The following is a 17,027-nucleotide window of genomic DNA, read 5'->3' on the forward strand; positions in this document are numbered from 1 at the left end:
GCGTTCTTGCGAAACGCGGCGCGTGTCCTGCGAAGACACGCCGCCTCTCGGCGCTCCAGTGGCGGGATTTATCGGCTCCGGGCCGCGCTTTTCGTTGGGCGGCATGATGTCCGCCTCATCCGTCAGCGAGCTCCTCGCACCCCGGTCGTAGTGCCGGAGGGGCAGGGTCCCGGGCCGTTCGGGTGCAAGGCTGCGAACCTCACGCGCGAACGCCGCACCTCATCCCGCCACTTGAAACGCCTCTCGAGCGGCGCCCTCGCGTGGATGAGGCTATAGGAATATAATCAATGTCACGGAGGCTGTCAATATTTTTCGCCGAGGCTTTTCGGTCGTCAGGAAGGCTTAATTGGCTGCACGTCATGATGGATGCAGCGGAAGTCGGATTTATCCGACTTCCGCATCGTCAATTTGAGTCCAAGTCGGAAACATCCGACTTGGACGTCAAGTCCGGGCATGGCAGACCGAGTGATCTTCATCGGGCATCGACGACATGAAACAGGCAAAGACCGCGCGAAAGAAAACCCCGGCCAAAAAGGCCGCCGCCAAAAAGACCGCCGCCAAGACGCCGGCCGGCGACTGGCGGGCCAGGACGCTGGCGCACATGCGCGCGATGATTAAAGAGGCCGATCCGCAGGTCGTCGAAGAGGTGAAGTGGCGCAAGCCCTCGAACCCGGCCGGCGTTCCGGTGTGGGAACATGCCGGCATCGTCTGCACCGGCGAAACCTACAAGGACAAGGTGAAGCTGACCTTCGCGCGCGGCGCGGCATTGCCCGACCCCGCGGGCCTGTTCAATTCAAGTCTCGACGGCAATGTGCGGCGCGCAATCGATATCGCGGAAGGCGGCACGGTCGAGGCGGCGCCGTTCAAGGCGCTGGTGCGCGCCGCGGTGGCGTTGAACGAGAAGAAGAAGGGGTAGTTCGCGCTTTGCGAAGGACGAGCTTCGCGAAAATTCTTCCGCTCACCCCGCGTAAGCGGGGGTCCAAGCTGGATTCCCGCTTGCGCGGGAATGAGCGGACTATGTTGTGGGGTCGCTACTGATTGATCTCCGGCTCGACCAGTCGCGCGAGATTGCGCAACGACTCCTGCCAGCCGAGATAGCAGGCCTCGACCGGAATGGCGTCCGGAATGCCTTCCTGAACGATGCTGACGTCGGCGCCGACCGATACTGTCTTCAGCGTCACCGTGACGGTCATTTCACCCGGCAGGTTTGGATCGTCGAACGTGTCCGTGTAACGCAGCCGCTCATTGGGCGTGAGTTCGAGATATTTGCCGCCGAAGGAATGGCTGCCGCCGGTCGTGAAGTTGCGGAACGACATCTTGAAGCTGCCGCCGACCTTGGCGTCGAAGCTGTGCACCGTGCAGGTGAACCCGTTGGGCGGCAACCACTTCGCCAGAGCGTCGGCCTCGGTGAAGGCGCGATAGACCTTTTCAGGCTTGGTGGCGAGAACGCGGTGCAGGCGGACGGTGCCGGGCATGTCTGTCTCTCCTGAGCGGGCATTCGATGGTGCGGAATCCAACCGGAAAATACGTCTGAAACGAGGCTCGCCTGAAACGCGCAGATGACGTTATGGCTTCCACGCCATCCGGTTGACGGCAATGCCGGAGACCGGGTTCTTGTCCTCGCCGGCATAAGCGAAGCCGTGCTTCTCATAAAAACGGATGGCGCGCAGGTTGTCCTTGTTGACCAGAAGCTCGATGCCGCCGGGTGACAGCGCCTTCGCCTCGCCGACCAGCGCGAGCGCGATGCCCTTGCCCCAGTGTTCCGGCGCGACCACGATCTGGTCGAGATAGCCGCTGGTCTGGTCGATGGTCATGAAGCCGGCAAGGACGCCTTCGCATTCGGCGACGACGATCGCGGTGACCGGCACCAGATCCTGCCGCCAGCGCTCGCGCCACCAGGCGACGCGGCTGTTGAAGTCGATATGCGGAAAATGCGTCGCCCAGGTGCGCCGCCACAGCTCGATGGCCGCGTCCTCGTCGGCTTCGGTGTAGGGCCGCAGTGTGAAAGCCGAAAAGGTCACCGCTCGGTCAGCTTGAATTCGATGCGGCGGTTGCGCCGGTAGGCTTCCTCGGTGGTGCCGGTGTCGAGCGGCTGGAATTCGCCGAAGCCGGCGGCGACGAGACGCTGCGGCGGGATGTTCTTGCTGACGAGATACTGCACCACCGCGATGGCGCGCGCGGCTGACAGGTCCCAGTTCGACTTGAACTGGCCGGCGGTGCCGGTCGGGCGCACGTCGGTGTGGCCGTCGACGCGCAGCACCCAGGGAATATCGGCCGGGATCTTGGCGGCCATGTCGAGCAGGGCGGTGGCGATCTTGTCGATCTCCGTTTTCGCCGCCGGCAGCAGCTCGGCCTTGCCGGTCTCGAACAGGAGCTCGGAGGGCAGCACGAAGCGGTCGCCGACGATGCGGATGTCGGGGCGGTTGCCGAGCACTTCGCGCAGGCGGCCGAAGAAGTCGGAGCGGTATTTCGTCAGTTCCTGCACGCGCTGGGCGAGCGCGACGTTGAGGCGCTGGCCGAGATCGGCGATGCGGGCCTGGGATTCCTTGTCCTTCGACTCGGAGGCGTCGAGCGCGGTTTCGAGCGCGGCGAGCTGGCGGCGCAGCGCGGCGATCTGCTGGTTCAGCACCTCGACCTGCGCCAGCGCCCGCGCCGAGATGCGCTTCTCGCCTTCAAGCTCGGTGGTGAGCGTGCTGATGCGGCCCTGCGCCTCGCTCGCACCGGTGCCCGCACCGGCCAGTTCGCCCTTGAGCCGGTCGCGCTCGGCTTCGGCGCCCGACAGGCTCGCGCGCAACTGGGCAAGCTGATCCTGCAAGTCGGATTTGCCGGTGCGCTCGAGCGACAGGAGCTCGGTGAGCTGCGCGATCTGCGCGTTGAGGCGGTTCAGCGCGGTGTCCTTGCCGGCGACTTCCTGCTGCAGGAAGAACTGCACCACGACGAACACGGTGAGCAGGAAGATGATGCCGAGGATCAGCGTCGACAGCGCGTCGACGAAGCCGGGCCAGTAGTTCATCCCGCTGTCGCTGCGGCGGGTGCGGGCAAGAGCCATCAGTTACGCCTTTTTGGGCATGATCTTGTCCGAAAACCGGCTTCCAATTTTCGGGATCATGCCCTTATCTGTCGTTGACGTTTTCGCGCACCAGCAGGTCGAGCAGGCGGCGGATTTCGCGGTGCTGTTCGCTCTGCGAGTCGACCCAGTCGCGGATCATCTGCTGCTCGGAGCGCATGTGATGGACGAGGCCCTGGATCGCCTCGGCGAGGTTGGCCATCGCGCTGGTCGCGGCCTTGCTGGAGCCGGCTTCGCCGATCGCCTCGCGCAGCCGCTCGATCGCGGTGCGGAACTCGCCGCCGAGGGCTGCGCCGCCGCCGGCGCCGACCGGCATTTCGGCCGCCTGATCGTAGACGGTGGTGGAGAGCCAGTCTTCGAGCTCGGTGTAGAAGCGGTTCTGCGCCTGGCTCGATTGCAGGTCGAGGAAGCCGAGGATCAGCGAGCCGGCGAGGCCGAACAGCGAGGACGAGAACGAGATGCCCATGCCGGACAGCGGCGCGGCGAGGCCCTCGCGCAAGCCATCGAACATCGTGGCGGCATCGCCGCCGGGTTTCAGGTTCTGGATGACGTTGCCGACCGAGCTGACGGTCTCGATCAGGCCCCAGAAGGTGCCGAGGAGGCCGAGGAACACGAGCAGGCCGGTCATGTAGCGCGAGATGTCGCGCGCTTCGTCGAGACGAGTGGCGATCGAATCGAGGATGCCGCGCATCAGCTGCGGCGACATCGCAAAGCCCGAGCCGCGGCTGCCGCCGAGGATCGCCGCCATTGGCGCGAGCAGCGTCGGCGGCCGCTCGACCGCGAGGCCCGGATCGCCGAGCCGGAAATTGTTGACCCAGCGGATCTCCGGATAGAGCCGGATCACCTGCCGCATCGCGAGCAGGATGCCGATCGCCAGCACGCCGATGATCAGCGCGTTCAGCCCCGGATTGGCCATGAACGCGACTTCGATCTGCTTGAGCAGCACGAAGGCGACCAGCCCGCCGAGGATGATGAAGATCAGCATCCGCACCAGGAAGATGCGGGGCGAGGACAGTTTCAGCGGATCGGATTCGGATGCCATTGGCGGATATCTCGGGGCGATCTTGTCTGGCGCTCTGTCGGGCGGTCGCCGCACGCGATCCGGCGGCCGGGACATCGGCGTTCACTATGCCACAGCCGCGGTATCGTTAGAAATATCGCACGGCTCTGCAACGGCAATATTGCCGCCATTGAGGTAAATCGACGCCCGGGATCAGGCTTTTTCGGCGCGCGCCAGAATGGCGAGGGCTTCCCGGTGCATGGCCTCGTTGCCGGCGGCGAAATGGCCCTTGGCGAACATGGCGTCGCCGCCATCGATGTCGGTGACGAAACCGCCGGCCTCCCGCACCAGCACGATGCCGGCGGCGAGGTCCCACGGCTTCACGCCACGGTCCCAGCAGAGGTCGAATCGCCCGGCCGCGATATAGGCGAGGTCGAGCGCGGTGGCGCCGTAGCGGCGCAGCCCCGCGACGCGCGTCTGCATCGCTGCCAGCTCGGCGTCGGTCTCCGGGAAGTTGCGGCCGATATGCGGCAGCGAGCAGGCGGCCAGCGCGTGATTGATTTCCCCGCGGCCGGCGACGCGGATGCGGCTGTCGTTGTGAAAGGCGCCCTTGCCGCGCTCGGCGAAGTAGATGTCCTCGGTGACCGGATTGTAGACCACGCCGGCGATCAGCGTGCCCTCGCGCTCGAGGCCGATCGAGACGGCGAAATGCGGGATGCCGTGGAGGAAATTGGTGGTGCCGTCGAGCGGGTCGACGATCCAGGTATGGGTCTTGTCGGCGCCCTCGCGCGTGCCGCCTTCCTCGCCGAGGAAGCCGTAGCCCGGCCGCGCCTTGGTCAGTTCCTTGTAGAGCGTCTCCTCGGCCTTGCGGTCGGCGGCGCTGGCGTAGTTGCCAGGCCCCTTGATCGAGACCTGCAGCTTCTCGATCTCGCCGAAGTCGCGGCGGAGGTTGCGCCCGGCCTTCTGCGCGGCCTGGACCATGACGTTGAGGAGTGCGGAACGGAGCATGGCGCGTGATCTGCCCGCCGCCGGGCGTTCCGTCAAGCGCGTCGGCTTTTCAGGGTTATTGATGCCCGTCGGCGCTGGCGAGCCACTTTTTCGCGAGCGCCTCGGCCTTGTCGCGGTCGGACGGCTTCTGCTTGGAGGCGTAGATGTCCATCTCGGGGTCGCTTGCGCCGCCGGCCTTGGAGACGATGTGCCATTTCATCGCTTCGACCGGATCGGCGGCGATGCCCTTGCCGGCCGAGAGAATGCGGGCGAGGCGATTCTGTGCGATGGCGCTGCCGCGCCGCGACGCCTTCTCGAACAGCGCGATGGCGGCGGCTTCGTCCTTCTTCGTATGGGTACCGTTGAACTGCGCGATGGCGAATTCGACCATGGCGTCGAGATTGCCGGCGGTCGCCGCCTTGCCCATCAGCCGCATCGCCTCGTCTTCGTTCTTCGCCACGCCGTTGCCGTTCTTGTAAAGCGTCGCCAGCGCGTATTGCGCCTCCGGCACGCCGGCCCGCGCGCCGATCTGGAACAGTTCGGCGGCGCGCTTCATGTCCTGCTTGACCTGCTGGCCCTGCAGATAGAGGAGGCCGAGATTGTAGGCGGCGGCGACGTGACCGAGATTGGCGGCCTGCTCGAACAGCCTGGCGCCTTCCGCCGCGTCGCGCGGTCCGCCGCGGCCCTGGAATTTCATCAGGGCGAGCGCGAACATCGCTTCGCGGTCGCCGCGGTCGGCGGCGAGCTTGTACCACTCGACGGCCTTCTGGTCGTCGCGGCCGATGCCGAAACCGTTGGCGTAAAGTTCACCGAGCAGCGTCATCGCCTTGGTGTTGTTCTGCGTGGCGAGCTTGGTGGCCTCGTTGAAGGCAGTGAGGAAATAGCCGCGCTGATAGGCGCCATAGGCGACGTCTTCCGGCGATACCGCGGCGGCCGGCTGCTCGGGCGGCAGCGGGGGCGCCGCCGGTTTTTTGGGCTGCGCAAAAACAGGGACGAGAACTTGCGCGCTCAAGGCGAGGCTCGCGACAGACACGAACAGCAGACGGCGCAGCATCGTCACGACACCGGCTCCGCGGCCGCGAGGCGCGCGGCAACCTCGGCGGCGGCCGCAGCCGCTCCACGCGGATCGTTCCAGATGAAATCGACGGCGACGAAATCGGCGCCGGCGCGCGCGAGCGCTTCCGCCTCGTCCGCGTCGGCGGCATAGCCGACGCACGGCAATTCGAACACCTCCGCCCACCAGCCGATGCGCTCGAGCACCGCGGGGAACGCCGGACGGCCGGCGTCCGACGGCTCGCCGAACATCACATAGTCGGCGCCGCTTTCGGCGGCGAGCATGGCGTCGTGGCGCGTCTCGAGGCCGGCGCAGCCGGCGATGCGGTCGGGCTTCAGGGTTTCGAGCGCGTCGATCAGGTCGCGGATGCCGGTGAGGTTGGCGCCGTCCGCCCCGGCGCGCGCGGCGAGGCGGGCATGGCCGTCGCTCAGCAGCGCGGCGTCCCGCGCCTGAACGGCCGGTGCCAGCGTCTTGATGCGGTTGGTCTGGGTGCGCTCGTCGCCCTCGGCGAACCGCAGCAGCACGGCGGCGACGTCGGCGCCTTCGAGCGCGGCGCCAAGCTCGCCCGCGAAGGCGGCGGCGTCGGCCACCGGGGGCGTGATGAGATAAAGACGCGGGCGCGGCCGCGGTTCTGCCTTGCGGGGGCGGGAGGTCATGGCGGCGGCACCTTAGCGCATTTTGCGCAAAGGAGGTCGATCAGCGTGACGCAGCGACGGCGATTTTTTTCGCAGGCTTCGGGGCGTGGCGGCCGGATTTCGAATCGCTCTTTGCGTCCGCCTGCGCCTGCGCTTTGGCGGCGGCGGGCTTCAGGTTGATGGGCTTGTTCGGCGCGGGCCTGGTGCGGCCCGCGGCTTTCCGGTCATGTCGCGTGTCGGCTTTGGCCTTGCTCATGGCGGCGAGCTGAATCGATTTGCGCTCGGGTTTGGCGTCCGACTTGGCTTCCGACTTGCCGGCCTCGGACTTGTTGCTTTCGGTTTTCGTTTCGGCTTTGGCCAGCTTGGTTTCCGCCGCCTTGGCTTTCTTGCCGGCTTTCTCGCCATCGGCTTTCTTATCAGCGGCGGCGACGACGGTTTTTTCCGGCGTGCGGTCGGGCGGCAGCGGGATGCGGTCGGGACCGTTGGCGGCATAGAGCCCGGCCTCGCGCTGGCACGGCGCGCGAACCGGCACGCGCTGGAGCGAGGCGGTGGCTTCCGGCTTGCGCCACTTCTCCGCCGGCTGGCCGGTGATCGTCTTCACATAATCCTGCGTCTCTTGCGGCAGCTGGCCCTTGCCGGCGAGCCAGTCGAGCACGCGCTTGGGTCCCGCATTGTAGGCGGCGGCGGCGAGGCCGAGATTGCCGAAGCGTTCGATCAGCTTGCGCAGGAAGCGCGCCGAAACCGGAAGCGCCTCGAGCGGGTCGAACGGATCGTCGAGCCCCATGTAGTTGGCGGTTTCCGGCATGAACTGCGCGATGCCCTGCGCGCCGGCATGGCTGATGACGTTGTGACGGAAGCGGCTCTCCTGCCAGATCAGGCGAATCAGAAACGGCGCCGGCAGACTGTGCGCGCTGGCCGCGCTCGCCAGCGCCTCGCACATCTCGGCGTAAGTCGGCGGCCGCCGCGACGGGATTGGCACCGGCGGCAGCTCGATCGGACGATTGTCGAAAGCGGCGTCGAGCGCGGCGAGGGTCGGAAACGCCGGAACGTCGAAGGCGGCATCGAGCGCGTCGAGCGAGGGCAGGCCGGGCAAAGCGAGGTCGCGCGCGTCCGGCACCGGCGCGGCGTGCCGTGTGGTCTCCGGCTCAAGCTCCTCGTCGCGCATGCTCTCAGGCGCGTCATTTGCGCCGTCTCGCGCGGCGCCGTCCTGCAACAAGCGATCGCCGTCGCTCAGGGAGGCGAGGCGGAGCGCCGGCGTTTTCTCGTTCGTGTTTTTTTCCGGGACGGCGGAACGATCGTGGCGCGCGGCCGTTTCCGTTGCGTCGACCGGAGTGGCGTCTTCCAGCTCGATTGCCGGCATCAACGAGGCCAGCATCACCGCGCACGCGGTCGCGAGCATCCGCTGCATTCTTCGGAATTCCTGTTTGACGGCGCGGGCCGCCTGCGTTGTGCGGAGATCCCCCGTTTCCGGAGTTTCATTGCTCGCGAAATCGTTCGGTAATTTGAAAGCATTGCGGCGAAAGCGCGGTCATTCCGCGATGAGGGAACCCCGCGCGGCCCGCGCAAAATAAAACCGGCGCCGCGGGTTCCGCGACGCCGGTTCGAGTCATTCAAATTGTAGCGTTGCCGTTTACGGCATCGGGATCGGGCCCATGTCCTTGGGCACCGCGTAGCCCTTCTGCACCGCCGGACGCTTGGCGATGGTTTCATACCAGCGCTTCACGTTGGGGAACTGCTTGAGATCGATGGTCTGCCACTCGAAACGCGAGATCCACGGCCAGATCGCGATGTCGGCGATGGAGTAGTCGTCGGCGACGAATTCGCGGCCTTCGAGGCGCGTGTTGAGCACCTTGTAGAGGCGCTGCGCTTCCTTGAGATAACGCTCCTCGGCATAGGGCGCCTTGCCGGGATTGTATTTCACGAAGTGGTGGACCTGGCCGAGCATCGGCCCCGGGCCGCCCATCTGCCACATCAGCCACTCGATGACGCGGTAGCGGCCTTCGCCGGATTTCGGCAGCAGCTTGCCGGCCTTGTCGGCGAGATAGATCAGGATCGCGCCGGACTCCATCAGCGACATGCCGTTGTCGCGGTCGACGATCGCGGGGATGCGATTGTTCGGCGCAATTTTCAGAAAGTCGGGAGCGAACTGTTCATCCTTGCCGATGTCGATCGGATGAACGGTGTAGGGCAGGCCGAGTTCCTCGAGCGCAATGGAGGCTTTGCGGCCGTTCGGTGTCGTCCAGGTATAAAGATCGATCACGAGATATGTCCTTGTCGCAGTGTCGGTGAAACGGGGCCGGGAACCCCGCCGCGGGCGAAAGCGTTATCCCGTCAGTCCAATAGCAGGAGCAGACCATGAAGCTCAATATCTTCGCGGTCGCGATGTCGGCCGCCGTGCTCACTTCCGCCGCCGCGAATGCGCAGACGACGACGGTGATCGAAACCACGCCGGCGCCGCCTCCCGCGGTGATCGTCGAGCCCGCGCCGACCGCGACCGTGCGTTCGGAAAAGACCGAATTCGGCATCGGCGGTATTCTCGGCAGCGAGCGCCGGACCACGACCGACAACGGAAATTGCCGTCGTCACACCACGCAGACGAATACCTTGCTCGGCTCGAACAGCAAGACGACCGAAACGTGCTACTGATCGAATCCTGAAGCGACGAGTTTCAGGCGCTGAAATAAAGAAGGCGGCCGTCAGCGGCCGCCTTTTCGTTTGCGCGATGAGAAAGTCTGTCTCGACAGTCTTGCCTCGTCAGGTGATGCCGTAGCGGCCAGGCGCGATGACGCCGTTGGGATCGAGCGCCTGCTTGATGTCCGAGCAGGCCTGCCGGAACGCCGGCATCGTCTGCGCGAAATGCATGTCGTGATAGTCGAGCGGCGCGCGGCCGACGAAGACGCCGCGCTTGGCGACCTCGGCCGCCATCGCGCGGTAACAGGCATCGGCGCGCCGGCACTCATCCTCGTCCTGACGGTTGAAGGTGATGACGTGCAGCCCGCGCGCGAAGCGCGGCCCGCAGACATTCATAACGGTGTAATCGAGGCCGTGATCCTCGAAGATCCTGCGGCCGAGCTTCTGGAATTCGTTGGCGATCCTGCCGTCCATCGGCGTGCCCGGCGTGAACCAGATATTGCCGCCGCCCGGCCGCCACTTCAGCAGACCCAACTCGCCGAGGCTCGGCTTGCCGGAAAAGGCATTGATCGCGACCTGGAAGGCCGGCACCGCCTGCGCGGCGTTGTGGTCGATGTAAGTCGCCTTACCGGACTTGCAGAAATGGTCGCGCACGCGCTGGATCATCGGCGCGATGGCGGCCTCGTTCGGCCCGTAGAACGCGCCGGAGACGTTCCACGCGCCGAGGCCGAACCTGTTGCGCAACGCGACGCGCGCGTCACGGGACAATGATTTGCCGGTGTGCGCTTCCGGGCTCTCGCCTTCGGAGGCGCAAAGATAAAGATCGTTGGCCACCCGGAACAGCGTCGGCACGAAGTTCGACAGCTTCAGCGGGCGGCACAGCTCGATGACCTCCTCGAGGTCGTCGTCGTCGGGGAAAGTGAAGTGGAACGATTGCACCGCCGGCGGCCGCGGCATCAGCCAGATGCCCATCTTTGTGACGATGCCGTAATTCGACTGTGTGAACAGGCCGTCGAGGATCGGCCCGAAGGAATATTTCGAGGTGTGCCAGTTCACCAGCGTGTCGTGATCGAGCGAGCCGTCGCCGGTGCGCAGCACCTCGCCGTTGCCGAGCACGACCTCCATGCCGCAGGCGAAGCCGAAGTGATCGAAATAGGGCGTGTAGCCGGCGCCCTTGTCGAGCGCGTTGCCGATCATGCCGCCCTGCGGCGGGCCGGAGGTGACGTCGACCATTAACTGGTTGCCGCGCCGCACGAGTTCATCGTGCATCGCCTGATAGGTGACGCCGGGCTCGACCACCGCATAGGCGAGGCGGTCGTTGATTTCCAGGATACGATTCATGTCGCGGCCGAGATCGACGATGACCTGTCCGGCGGTCGAGGCGGAGCGGCTGCCGAGCCCGATATTGTTGCCGGTGCTGACGGGATAGAGCGGAATGCGGTGTGCGTTGGCGCTGCGCACGATCGCCTGCACGTCGGCGGTGGATTTCGGATAGACCACGCCGGCCGGTCGGCGGTCGCCGCCGGGCATGGTGTTCTCGCCGTAGCGCACCAGCGTTTCCTCGGCGCGGTTGACGGCATTGGCGCCGAGCTTGCTCGCGATGTCCTTGAAGAAGGCGTCGAAGTTCGCGGTCATGATCCTTGTCCTCACCAAAAGCCGGCATCGGCGGCCGGCGCGGTCGTGGTTTGCGGTTGCGGTTCGCGCAGCGTGACGTTGGCGAGCGCGGGCGGGCGCGGGCCGCCGCTCGCCCAGTCGAGCAGCTCGACGATGTGAACCACCGGGCGGCCGAGGTGATGCGCGATCTGCGTCATGCAGCCGATATTGGCGGTGGCGACGATGTCGGGATCGGTACTGGCGATATGCGCGGCCTTGCGCGCGCCGAGCTGCGCCGCCGTCGCCGGCTGCAGCAGATTGTAGGTGCCGGCGGAGCCGCAGCAGAAATGCCGCTCCGGCACGTCGACGACCTCGAAGCCCGCGGCGCGCAGCAGCGCGCGCGGCTGTTCGATGACGCGCTGGCCATGCTGCATCGAGCAGGGGTCGTGGTAGGCGACGCGATACGGCGGCAGCGGCGCCGGAGGCGCAAAGCCGATGCCGAGCAGGAACTCGCTGACGTCGCGGGTCAGCGCGCCGATGCGTTTTGCGTCGTCGCCGCCGAGCAGGTGGCCGTAGTCCTTGACCGTGGTGCCGCAGCCCGAGGCGTTGACGATCACGGCGTCGAGGTCGCCGGCCTCGCGCCATGCCGCGACATTGGCGCGGGCGGCGCGGCGGGCGTCGTCCTCGTGGCCCATGTGCAGCGTCAGCGAGCCGCAGCAGCCGGCGCCCGGCGCGATCACCACCTCGCAGCCGTGCCGTTGTAACAGGCGAACGGTCGCCGCGTTGATGTCGCCGTTGAGCGCCTGCTGGGCGCAGCCGGCGAGCAGCGTAACGCGATGGCGCTTCGCGCCATCGGCGGCGAAAACCTGTGGCGCGACGATGTCCGGCGCGGTGCGGGCAGGGATCATCGCCAGCATGGCGGCGAGGCGCTTGCCGAGGAGCGGCGCGAGCGGCTTCACCATGCGGCCGGCGCTCATCATCAGCGCGAACAGCCGGGGGCGCGGCAGCACAAAAGCGAGCAGGGCGCGCAACGCACGGTCCGCCGCGCCGCGGCGGTAGTGCCGTTCGATATGGACGCGGGCGCGGTCGATCAGATGGACGTAATCGACCTTTACCGCGCAAGTGGTCATGCAGGAGAGGCACGACAGGCAACTGTCGAGATGGGCGACGGTCGCCGGCTTCGGCGTGCCGCCATTTTCCAGCATCTCGCGAATGAGGTCGATGCGGCCGCGCGGCGATTCGTTCTCGTCGCGGGTCAGCACATAGGTCGGGCAGGTGTTGGTGCAGAAGCCGTAATGGACGCAGGTCTCGATGATGCCCTTGGCCTCGGCGAGCGCCGGGTCGCGCAACTGCGCCTCGGAAAAATGCGTCTGCATGGCCGCAACTTAGGGCCGTCCCGGTGCGCGGGTCTTGGTCCCGAGCGCGAGGCGATTTGGCTGAGCGTGCAAAAGGTGTAGATTCCGGTCGGTATTCTTAGGAGGTCGCGGTGGCCGCGCGCGTCTGGTCCACGGACACGGTCAAGCCTGACGACGGCATCGCCTACTGGCACGAGGCGGTGTGCGCGACCGTGCTCGACGTCGCGGTCGAGGCGCCGCGCGAGAAGTTCCGCGCCAGCATCGCCGGCCGCAATTTCGGGCCGCTGCGTTTCGCGACGTTCCACGCCAGCGGCCACTCGATCCTGCGCGATCCGCGCCGCGCGGCGCGCGCCGGCGAGGACCATTATCTCATCAGCCTGCAGTCGCGCGGGCGCAGCGGGCTGTCGCAGGGCGGCCGCGAGTTCTGGCTCGCGCCCGGCGAGATCGCGGTGATGGACGGCACGCAGCCGTTCCGCGTGACGTTTCCCGGCGCGGTGAGCCGCATCCTCGCGGTGGTGCCGCGGCGCACGCTCGATGCCCGCGCGCCGTGGATCCGGCGAGGCGGCATGCAGCGCATCGCGGCGTCATCGCCGTTCGTCGATCTGGCGCGGCGGCACATCCGCCAGCTGGCCGGCGAGGAGCCGTTCGCCGCCGGGCAGGCGCAGGTGCTGACCGACAATCTGTGCAATCTGCTGGCGCTCGCCACCGCGCCGGATGCGGCGGACGCGCACGCGCATCCCGACGTGCAGATGCAGGCGATCCTCGCCTTCTGCCGCGACCGTCTCGGCGATCCGGACCTGACGCCGGGGCAGGTGGCCGCGCAGTTCCGGATTTCGCCGCGCACGCTGCATTCGCGCTTCGCGGCGACGGGGCAGAGCTTCGGCATGTGGCTGCTGGAAAACCGGCTGGAGGAATGCAAACGCGCGCTGTGCGATCCGGCACAGCGCGCGTCGAGCATTTCGGAGGTCGCCTACCGTTTCGGCTTCAGCGACCTGTCGCATTTCAGCAAGACGTTCCGCGCGCGGTTTGGCCAGGCACCGCGGGATATGCGGCGGAACTGAATTGTCCGTTCGTGCGGCCGCTCAGGAGCCGCTCACCCCCGCGAAAGCGGGGGTCCATTTTCTGTATCTGGATTCCCGCTTTCGCGGGAATGAGCGGAGTGTGTTCGAGCCGAGCAGGTAATTCTCTAGGCCGCCTTCTTCTCGAGATCCTGCTTCCACTGGCCCATCGCGGCGAGGCCGTTCATCTTGGCGCGATGCGAGAAGGCGCGCTGCGCGGCGGCGACGTTCTCGCTCTTGCCGGCCCAGGCCTTCTGCGGCGCGGCCTGCAGCGCGCGGCCGTAGGAGAAGGTCAGCTTCCACGGCAGGTTGCCGATCTTGTTCATCGCGTCGAGATGCGCGGTCGCTTCTTCGTCGGACTGGCCGCCTGACAGGAAGGCGATGCCCGGCACCGCGCCCGGCACGCAGTTCTTCAGCATCTTCACCGTCTTCTCGGCGACCTCCTGCACGGAAGCCTTCTTCGCGCTCTTCTTGCCGGCGATCGCCATGTTCGGCTTGAGCACGATGCCTTCGAGCGCGACGCGCTGATAGTAAAGCTGCTGAAAAGTTTCCTTCAGCGCGAATTCCGTGACCTCGTAGCAGCGGTCGATGTCGTGCGCGCCGTCCATCAGCACTTCCGGCTCGACGATCGGCACGATCTGCGCGGCCTGGCACAGCGCGGCGTAGCGCGCGAGCGCATGCGCGTTGGTCGAGATCGCGGCATAGCTCGGGATGCCCTGGCCGATGTCGATCACCGCGCGCCATTTCGCGAAGCGCGCGCCCTGCTCGTAATATTTCGGCAGGCGGTCCGCGAGCTTGTCGAGGCCGATGGTGATGAGCTCGCCGGGGCAGTTCGGCAGCGGCTTGGTGCCTTCGTCGACCTTGATGCCGGGAATGGCGCCGGCCTTCTTGATGACGTCGACCAGCAGCGTGCCGTCCTTCGCCTTCTGCCAGATCGTCTCGTCATAGAGGATGACGCCGGAGATGTGGTTCATCATCGCGTCGGTGGTGCGGAACATCATCTCGCGATAGTCGCGGCGATTGTCCTCGGTCGAGTCGACGCCGATGGCGTCGAAGCGCTTCTTGATGGTGCCGGAGGATTCGTCGGCGGCGAGAATGCCCTTGCCGGGCGCGACCATCGCTTCGGCGACCTTGTTCAGTTCGGCCAGGTTCATCTCAGTCTCCTTGAGCCAGTGCTCTTATGTGTCGCAAGTCTGCGTGCTGCAATTCTGCGCCGGCCAGCCGGCGTTTTTCGGGCACATTTCTAGCGTTCCCCCGCGCCGGGCGGGAGGGGGTGCGACGCGATGTTCAGGGCTTCTTGAGCGCCTCGACGCCCGGAAGCGCCTTGCCTTCGAGCCATTCGAGGAAGGCGCCGCCGGCGGTCGACACATATGTGAGGCGGTCGCCCACGCCGGCCGCGTTGACGGCGGCCACGGTGTCGCCGCCGCCGGCGATCGAGACAAGCTTGCCGGCGCCCGTCAGTTCGGCGGCGGCCTCCGCCACCGCGACGGTGCCGGTGTCGAACGGCTCCATCTCGAAGGCGCCGAACGGGCCGTTCCAGACCAGCGTTTTCGAGCGCGCCAGCACCGAAACGACGTGCTCGATGCTCTTTGGGCCGATGTCGAGGATCATGTCGTCCGCGCCGACCTGATCGACGCCGACCGCGCGGGAGGGCGCGTTGGCCTCGAACTTCTGCGCCACCACGACGTCGACCGGCAGCACGATCTCGCGATTGGCCTCGGCGGCCTGCCGCATGATCTGCTGCGCGGTGGCGATCAGGTCGCGCTCCACCAGCGACTTGCCGACCGGCTTGCCTTGCGCAAGCAAGAAGGTGTTGGCCATCGCGCCGCCGATGATGAGGCTGTCGACCTTCTTCAGCAGGTTGCCGAGCAGGTCGAGCTTGGTCGAAATCTTGGCGCCGCCGACGATGGCCGCGACTGGACGCCGCGGCGTCTCGAGCGCCTTGCCGAGCGCTTCGAGTTCGGCCTGCAGGCTGCGGCCGGCATAGGCAGGGAGCTTGTGCGCCAGACCTTCGGTCGAGGCATGCGCGCGATGCGCCGCCGAGAAGGCGTCGTTGACGTAAACGTCGCCGAGCTTCGCGAGCGCGGCGACGAAGGCCGGATCGTTCTTTTCTTCTTCCTTGTGGAAGCGGGTGTTCTCGAGACAGAGAATGTCGCCGGCTTTCATCGCGGCGACGGCCTGCTCGGCGCTCGCGCCGACGCAGTCGTCCGCGAAGGCGACCGGCTTGCCGAAGATGCGAGCGGCGGCGTCCGCCACCGGCTTGAGCGACTCTTTCGGATCGCGGCCCTTGGGCCGGCCGAAATGCGAGAGCAGGATGACCTTCGCGCCTTTGGCCGAAAGTTCGGTGACGGTCGGCTTGGCGCGTTCGATGCGCGTCGCGTCGCTCACCGTGCCGTTGTCGAGCGGCACGTTGAGGTCGAGCCGGACAAGCACGCGCTTGCCCTTCACGTCAGCCTGATCGAGCGTGGGGAATTGCGGCATGTGAACAACCTTACTCGTCATCCTGAGGTGCGAGTGGCGAAGCCGCGAGCCTCGAAGGATGGCAGCCCGAACCCGTCATCCTTCGAGGCGCGTCAAGAGACGCGCACCTCAGGATGACGGCGCTGGATCAGATCAGCTTGCCCATCGCGACGGCGGTGTCCGCCATGCGGTTGGAGAAGCCCCACTCGTTGTCGTACCAGGCGAGCACGCGCACCAGCGTGCCGTCCATGACCTTGGTCTGGTCCATGTGGAACACCGAGGAGTGCGGGTCATGGTTGAAGTCGATCGAGACGTTGGGATCGTTGGTGTAGCCGAGGATGCCCTTGAGCTGCTGCTCGGCTGCGCGCTTGATCGCGCCGTTGATCTCGTCCTTGTCGGTCTTCTTCTTGGCGACGAACTTGAAATCGACCACCGAGACGTTCGGCGTCGGCACGCGGATCGAAACGCCGTCGAGCTTGCCGTTCAGTTCCGGCAGCACGAGGCCGACCGCCTTGGCCGCGCCGGTCGAGGTCGGGATCATCGACATCGCCGCCGCGCGGGCGCGGTAGAGATCCTTGTGCATGGTGTCGAGCGTGGGCTGGTCGCCGGTATAGGCGTGGATCGTGGTCATGAAGCCCTTCTCGATGCCGATCGCGTCGTTCAGCACCTTGGCGACCGGCGCGAGGCAGTTGGTCGTGCAGGAAGCGTTCGAGATGACCTTGTGATCCGGGGTCAGCTTGTCGTGGTTGACGCCGTAGACGACGGTGAGGTCGACGCCTTCGGCCGGCGCGGACACGATCACGCGCTTGGCGCCGGCGGTGAGGTGGGCCGAAGCCTTCTCCTTGGTGGTGAAGATGCCGGTGCACTCGAGCGCGATGTCGACGCCGAGGTCCTTCCACGGCAGCTTGGCGGGGTCCTTCTCGGCGCTGACCTTCATCTTGTGACGGTCGACGGTGATGGTGTCGCCCGAGACGGTGACCTGCGCCGGGAAGCGGCCGTGCACCGAGTCGTAGCGCAGCAGGTGCGCGTTGGTCTCGACCGGCCCCAGATCGTTGATGCCGACCACATCGATATCCTTGCGACCGCTCTCGACGATGGCGCGGAGAATGTTCCGCCCGATCCGTCCGAAACCATTGATCGCCACGCGCACAGTCATCGCCCCGGCTCCTGTATCAAGTTTGCAAGTT

Annotated in this window: 17 protein-coding genes; 3 read left to right on the plus strand and 14 right to left on the minus strand. The window is 66.4% G+C overall.

Annotation, left to right across the window (positions count from 1 at the left end):
• The first annotated feature begins 490 nt into the window (after nt 1-490).
• Entirely contained in the window at nt 491-916 is a 426-nt protein-coding gene (locus AB7F10_RS01150; protein WP_428558142.1) for a DUF1801 domain-containing protein, read from the plus strand.
• 115 nt (nt 917-1,031) lie between these two features.
• On the opposite strand, the gene AB7F10_RS01155 is transcribed toward AB7F10_RS01150, so the two are convergent.
• From AB7F10_RS01155 to AB7F10_RS01195, 9 genes are all read right to left on the minus strand, one after another.
• Nucleotides 1,032-1,475, minus strand: coding sequence for an SRPBCC family protein (locus tag AB7F10_RS01155; protein ID WP_428558141.1), 444 nt, complete (start codon nt 1,473-1,475; stop codon nt 1,032-1,034).
• Nucleotides 1,476-1,565: 90 nt separating this feature from the next.
• Nucleotides 1,566-2,021, minus strand: coding sequence for an N-acetyltransferase family protein (locus AB7F10_RS01160; RefSeq protein ID WP_428558139.1), 456 nt, complete (start codon nt 2,019-2,021; stop codon nt 1,566-1,568).
• Nucleotides 2,018-3,049, minus strand: coding sequence for a peptidoglycan -binding protein (locus AB7F10_RS01165; RefSeq protein WP_428558138.1), 1,032 nt, complete (start codon nt 3,047-3,049; stop codon nt 2,018-2,020). The genes AB7F10_RS01160 and AB7F10_RS01165 overlap by 4 nt, the downstream gene beginning before the upstream one ends.
• A gap of 64 nt (nt 3,050-3,113) precedes the next feature.
• The gene (locus AB7F10_RS01170) at nt 3,114-4,109 is read right to left on the minus strand and encodes a flagellar motor protein MotA (protein WP_428558137.1); all 996 of its coding nucleotides are present in this window, start codon (nt 4,107-4,109) and stop codon (nt 3,114-3,116) included.
• Nucleotides 4,110-4,280: 171 nt separating this feature from the next.
• Nucleotides 4,281-5,075, minus strand: a complete 795-nt coding sequence (locus AB7F10_RS01175) for an inositol monophosphatase family protein (RefSeq protein WP_428558136.1) — start codon at nt 5,073-5,075, stop codon at nt 4,281-4,283.
• Between the two features lie 55 nt (nt 5,076-5,130).
• Nucleotides 5,131-6,108 (minus strand): tetratricopeptide repeat protein, encoded by a 978-nt coding sequence (locus AB7F10_RS01180; protein ID WP_428558409.1) that lies wholly within the window; start codon nt 6,106-6,108, stop codon nt 5,131-5,133.
• Nucleotides 6,109-6,110: 2 nt separating this feature from the next.
• Nucleotides 6,111-6,764, minus strand: coding sequence for a thiamine phosphate synthase (locus tag AB7F10_RS01185; RefSeq protein ID WP_428558135.1), 654 nt, complete (start codon nt 6,762-6,764; stop codon nt 6,111-6,113).
• Nucleotides 6,765-6,804: 40 nt separating this feature from the next.
• Nucleotides 6,805-8,142 (minus strand): lytic transglycosylase domain-containing protein, encoded by a 1,338-nt coding sequence (locus AB7F10_RS01190; protein WP_428558134.1) that lies wholly within the window; start codon nt 8,140-8,142, stop codon nt 6,805-6,807.
• Nucleotides 8,143-8,373: 231 nt separating this feature from the next.
• A complete protein-coding gene (locus AB7F10_RS01195) occupies nt 8,374-9,003 on the minus strand; it encodes a glutathione S-transferase family protein (RefSeq protein ID WP_428558133.1) in 630 nt (209 codons plus the stop codon).
• A gap of 95 nt (nt 9,004-9,098) precedes the next feature.
• Between AB7F10_RS01195 and AB7F10_RS01200 the strand changes: the two genes are divergently transcribed.
• Nucleotides 9,099-9,389, plus strand: a complete 291-nt coding sequence (locus AB7F10_RS01200) for a hypothetical protein (RefSeq protein ID WP_428558132.1) — start codon at nt 9,099-9,101, stop codon at nt 9,387-9,389.
• A gap of 108 nt (nt 9,390-9,497) precedes the next feature.
• Here AB7F10_RS01200 and AB7F10_RS01205 read toward each other — a convergent pair whose 3' ends face one another.
• Entirely contained in the window at nt 9,498-11,009 is a 1,512-nt protein-coding gene (locus tag AB7F10_RS01205) for an FAD-binding oxidoreductase (RefSeq protein ID WP_428558131.1), read from the minus strand.
• Nucleotides 11,010-11,020: 11 nt separating this feature from the next.
• The gene (gene glcF / locus AB7F10_RS01210; RefSeq protein WP_428558130.1) at nt 11,021-12,343 is read right to left on the minus strand and encodes a glycolate oxidase subunit GlcF; all 1,323 of its coding nucleotides are present in this window, start codon (nt 12,341-12,343) and stop codon (nt 11,021-11,023) included.
• A gap of 110 nt (nt 12,344-12,453) precedes the next feature.
• Between glcF and AB7F10_RS01215 the strand changes: the two genes are divergently transcribed.
• Nucleotides 12,454-13,383, plus strand: a complete 930-nt coding sequence (locus AB7F10_RS01215; protein ID WP_428558129.1) for a helix-turn-helix domain-containing protein — start codon at nt 12,454-12,456, stop codon at nt 13,381-13,383.
• Nucleotides 13,384-13,508: 125 nt separating this feature from the next.
• On the opposite strand, the gene AB7F10_RS01220 is transcribed toward AB7F10_RS01215, so the two are convergent.
• The 3 genes from AB7F10_RS01220 to gap form a co-directional block, all read right to left on the minus strand.
• The gene (locus AB7F10_RS01220) at nt 13,509-14,534 is read right to left on the minus strand and encodes a class I fructose-bisphosphate aldolase (RefSeq protein ID WP_428558128.1); all 1,026 of its coding nucleotides are present in this window, start codon (nt 14,532-14,534) and stop codon (nt 13,509-13,511) included.
• Nucleotides 14,535-14,667: 133 nt separating this feature from the next.
• On the minus strand, nt 14,668-15,861 hold the full coding sequence (locus tag AB7F10_RS01225) for a phosphoglycerate kinase (RefSeq protein WP_428558127.1): 1,194 nt from the start codon (nt 15,859-15,861) through the stop codon (nt 14,668-14,670).
• Nucleotides 15,862-15,988: 127 nt separating this feature from the next.
• Nucleotides 15,989-16,996 carry a type I glyceraldehyde-3-phosphate dehydrogenase gene (gap, locus tag AB7F10_RS01230; RefSeq protein ID WP_428558126.1) on the minus strand — a complete coding sequence of 336 codons (1,008 nt, stop codon included), beginning with the start codon at nt 16,994-16,996 and terminating at the stop codon, nt 15,989-15,991.
• Nucleotides 16,997-17,027 lie beyond the last annotated feature (31 nt).

The sequence above is a fragment of the Pseudolabrys sp. genome (assembly GCF_050250095.1).
GTDB lineage: Bacteria > Pseudomonadota > Alphaproteobacteria > Rhizobiales > Xanthobacteraceae > Pseudolabrys.

What these genes read in the sequence shown, in the direction of transcription:
- AB7F10_RS01190 (WP_428558134.1), bottom strand. Translation starts at nt 8,142, where the DNA reads ATGCTCGCGACCGCGTGCGCGGTGATGCTGGCCTCGTTGATGCCGGCA.
- AB7F10_RS01200 (WP_428558132.1), top strand. Translation starts at nt 9,099, where the DNA reads ATGAAGCTCAATATCTTCGCGGTCGCGATGTCGGCCGCCGTGCTCACT.
- AB7F10_RS01205 (WP_428558131.1), bottom strand. Translation starts at nt 11,009, where the DNA reads ATGACCGCGAACTTCGACGCCTTCTTCAAGGACATCGCGAGCAAGCTC.
- AB7F10_RS01175 (WP_428558136.1), bottom strand. Translation starts at nt 5,075, where the DNA reads ATGCTCCGTTCCGCACTCCTCAACGTCATGGTCCAGGCCGCGCAGAAG.
- glcF (WP_428558130.1), bottom strand. Translation starts at nt 12,343, where the DNA reads ATGCAGACGCATTTTTCCGAGGCGCAGTTGCGCGACCCGGCGCTCGCC.
- gap (WP_428558126.1), bottom strand. Translation starts at nt 16,996, where the DNA reads ATGACTGTGCGCGTGGCGATCAATGGTTTCGGACGGATCGGGCGGAAC.
- AB7F10_RS01150 (WP_428558142.1), top strand. Translation starts at nt 491, where the DNA reads ATGAAACAGGCAAAGACCGCGCGAAAGAAAACCCCGGCCAAAAAGGCC.
- AB7F10_RS01185 (WP_428558135.1), bottom strand. Translation starts at nt 6,764, where the DNA reads ATGACCTCCCGCCCCCGCAAGGCAGAACCGCGGCCGCGCCCGCGTCTT.
- AB7F10_RS01170 (WP_428558137.1), bottom strand. Translation starts at nt 4,109, where the DNA reads ATGGCATCCGAATCCGATCCGCTGAAACTGTCCTCGCCCCGCATCTTC.
- AB7F10_RS01225 (WP_428558127.1), bottom strand. Translation starts at nt 15,861, where the DNA reads ATGCCGCAATTCCCCACGCTCGATCAGGCTGACGTGAAGGGCAAGCGC.
- AB7F10_RS01155 (WP_428558141.1), bottom strand. Translation starts at nt 1,475, where the DNA reads ATGCCCGGCACCGTCCGCCTGCACCGCGTTCTCGCCACCAAGCCTGAA.
- AB7F10_RS01180 (WP_428558409.1), bottom strand. Translation starts at nt 6,108, where the DNA reads ATGCTGCGCCGTCTGCTGTTCGTGTCTGTCGCGAGCCTCGCCTTGAGC.
- AB7F10_RS01220 (WP_428558128.1), bottom strand. Translation starts at nt 14,534, where the DNA reads ATGAACCTGGCCGAACTGAACAAGGTCGCCGAAGCGATGGTCGCGCCC.
- AB7F10_RS01165 (WP_428558138.1), bottom strand. Translation starts at nt 3,049, where the DNA reads ATGGCTCTTGCCCGCACCCGCCGCAGCGACAGCGGGATGAACTACTGG.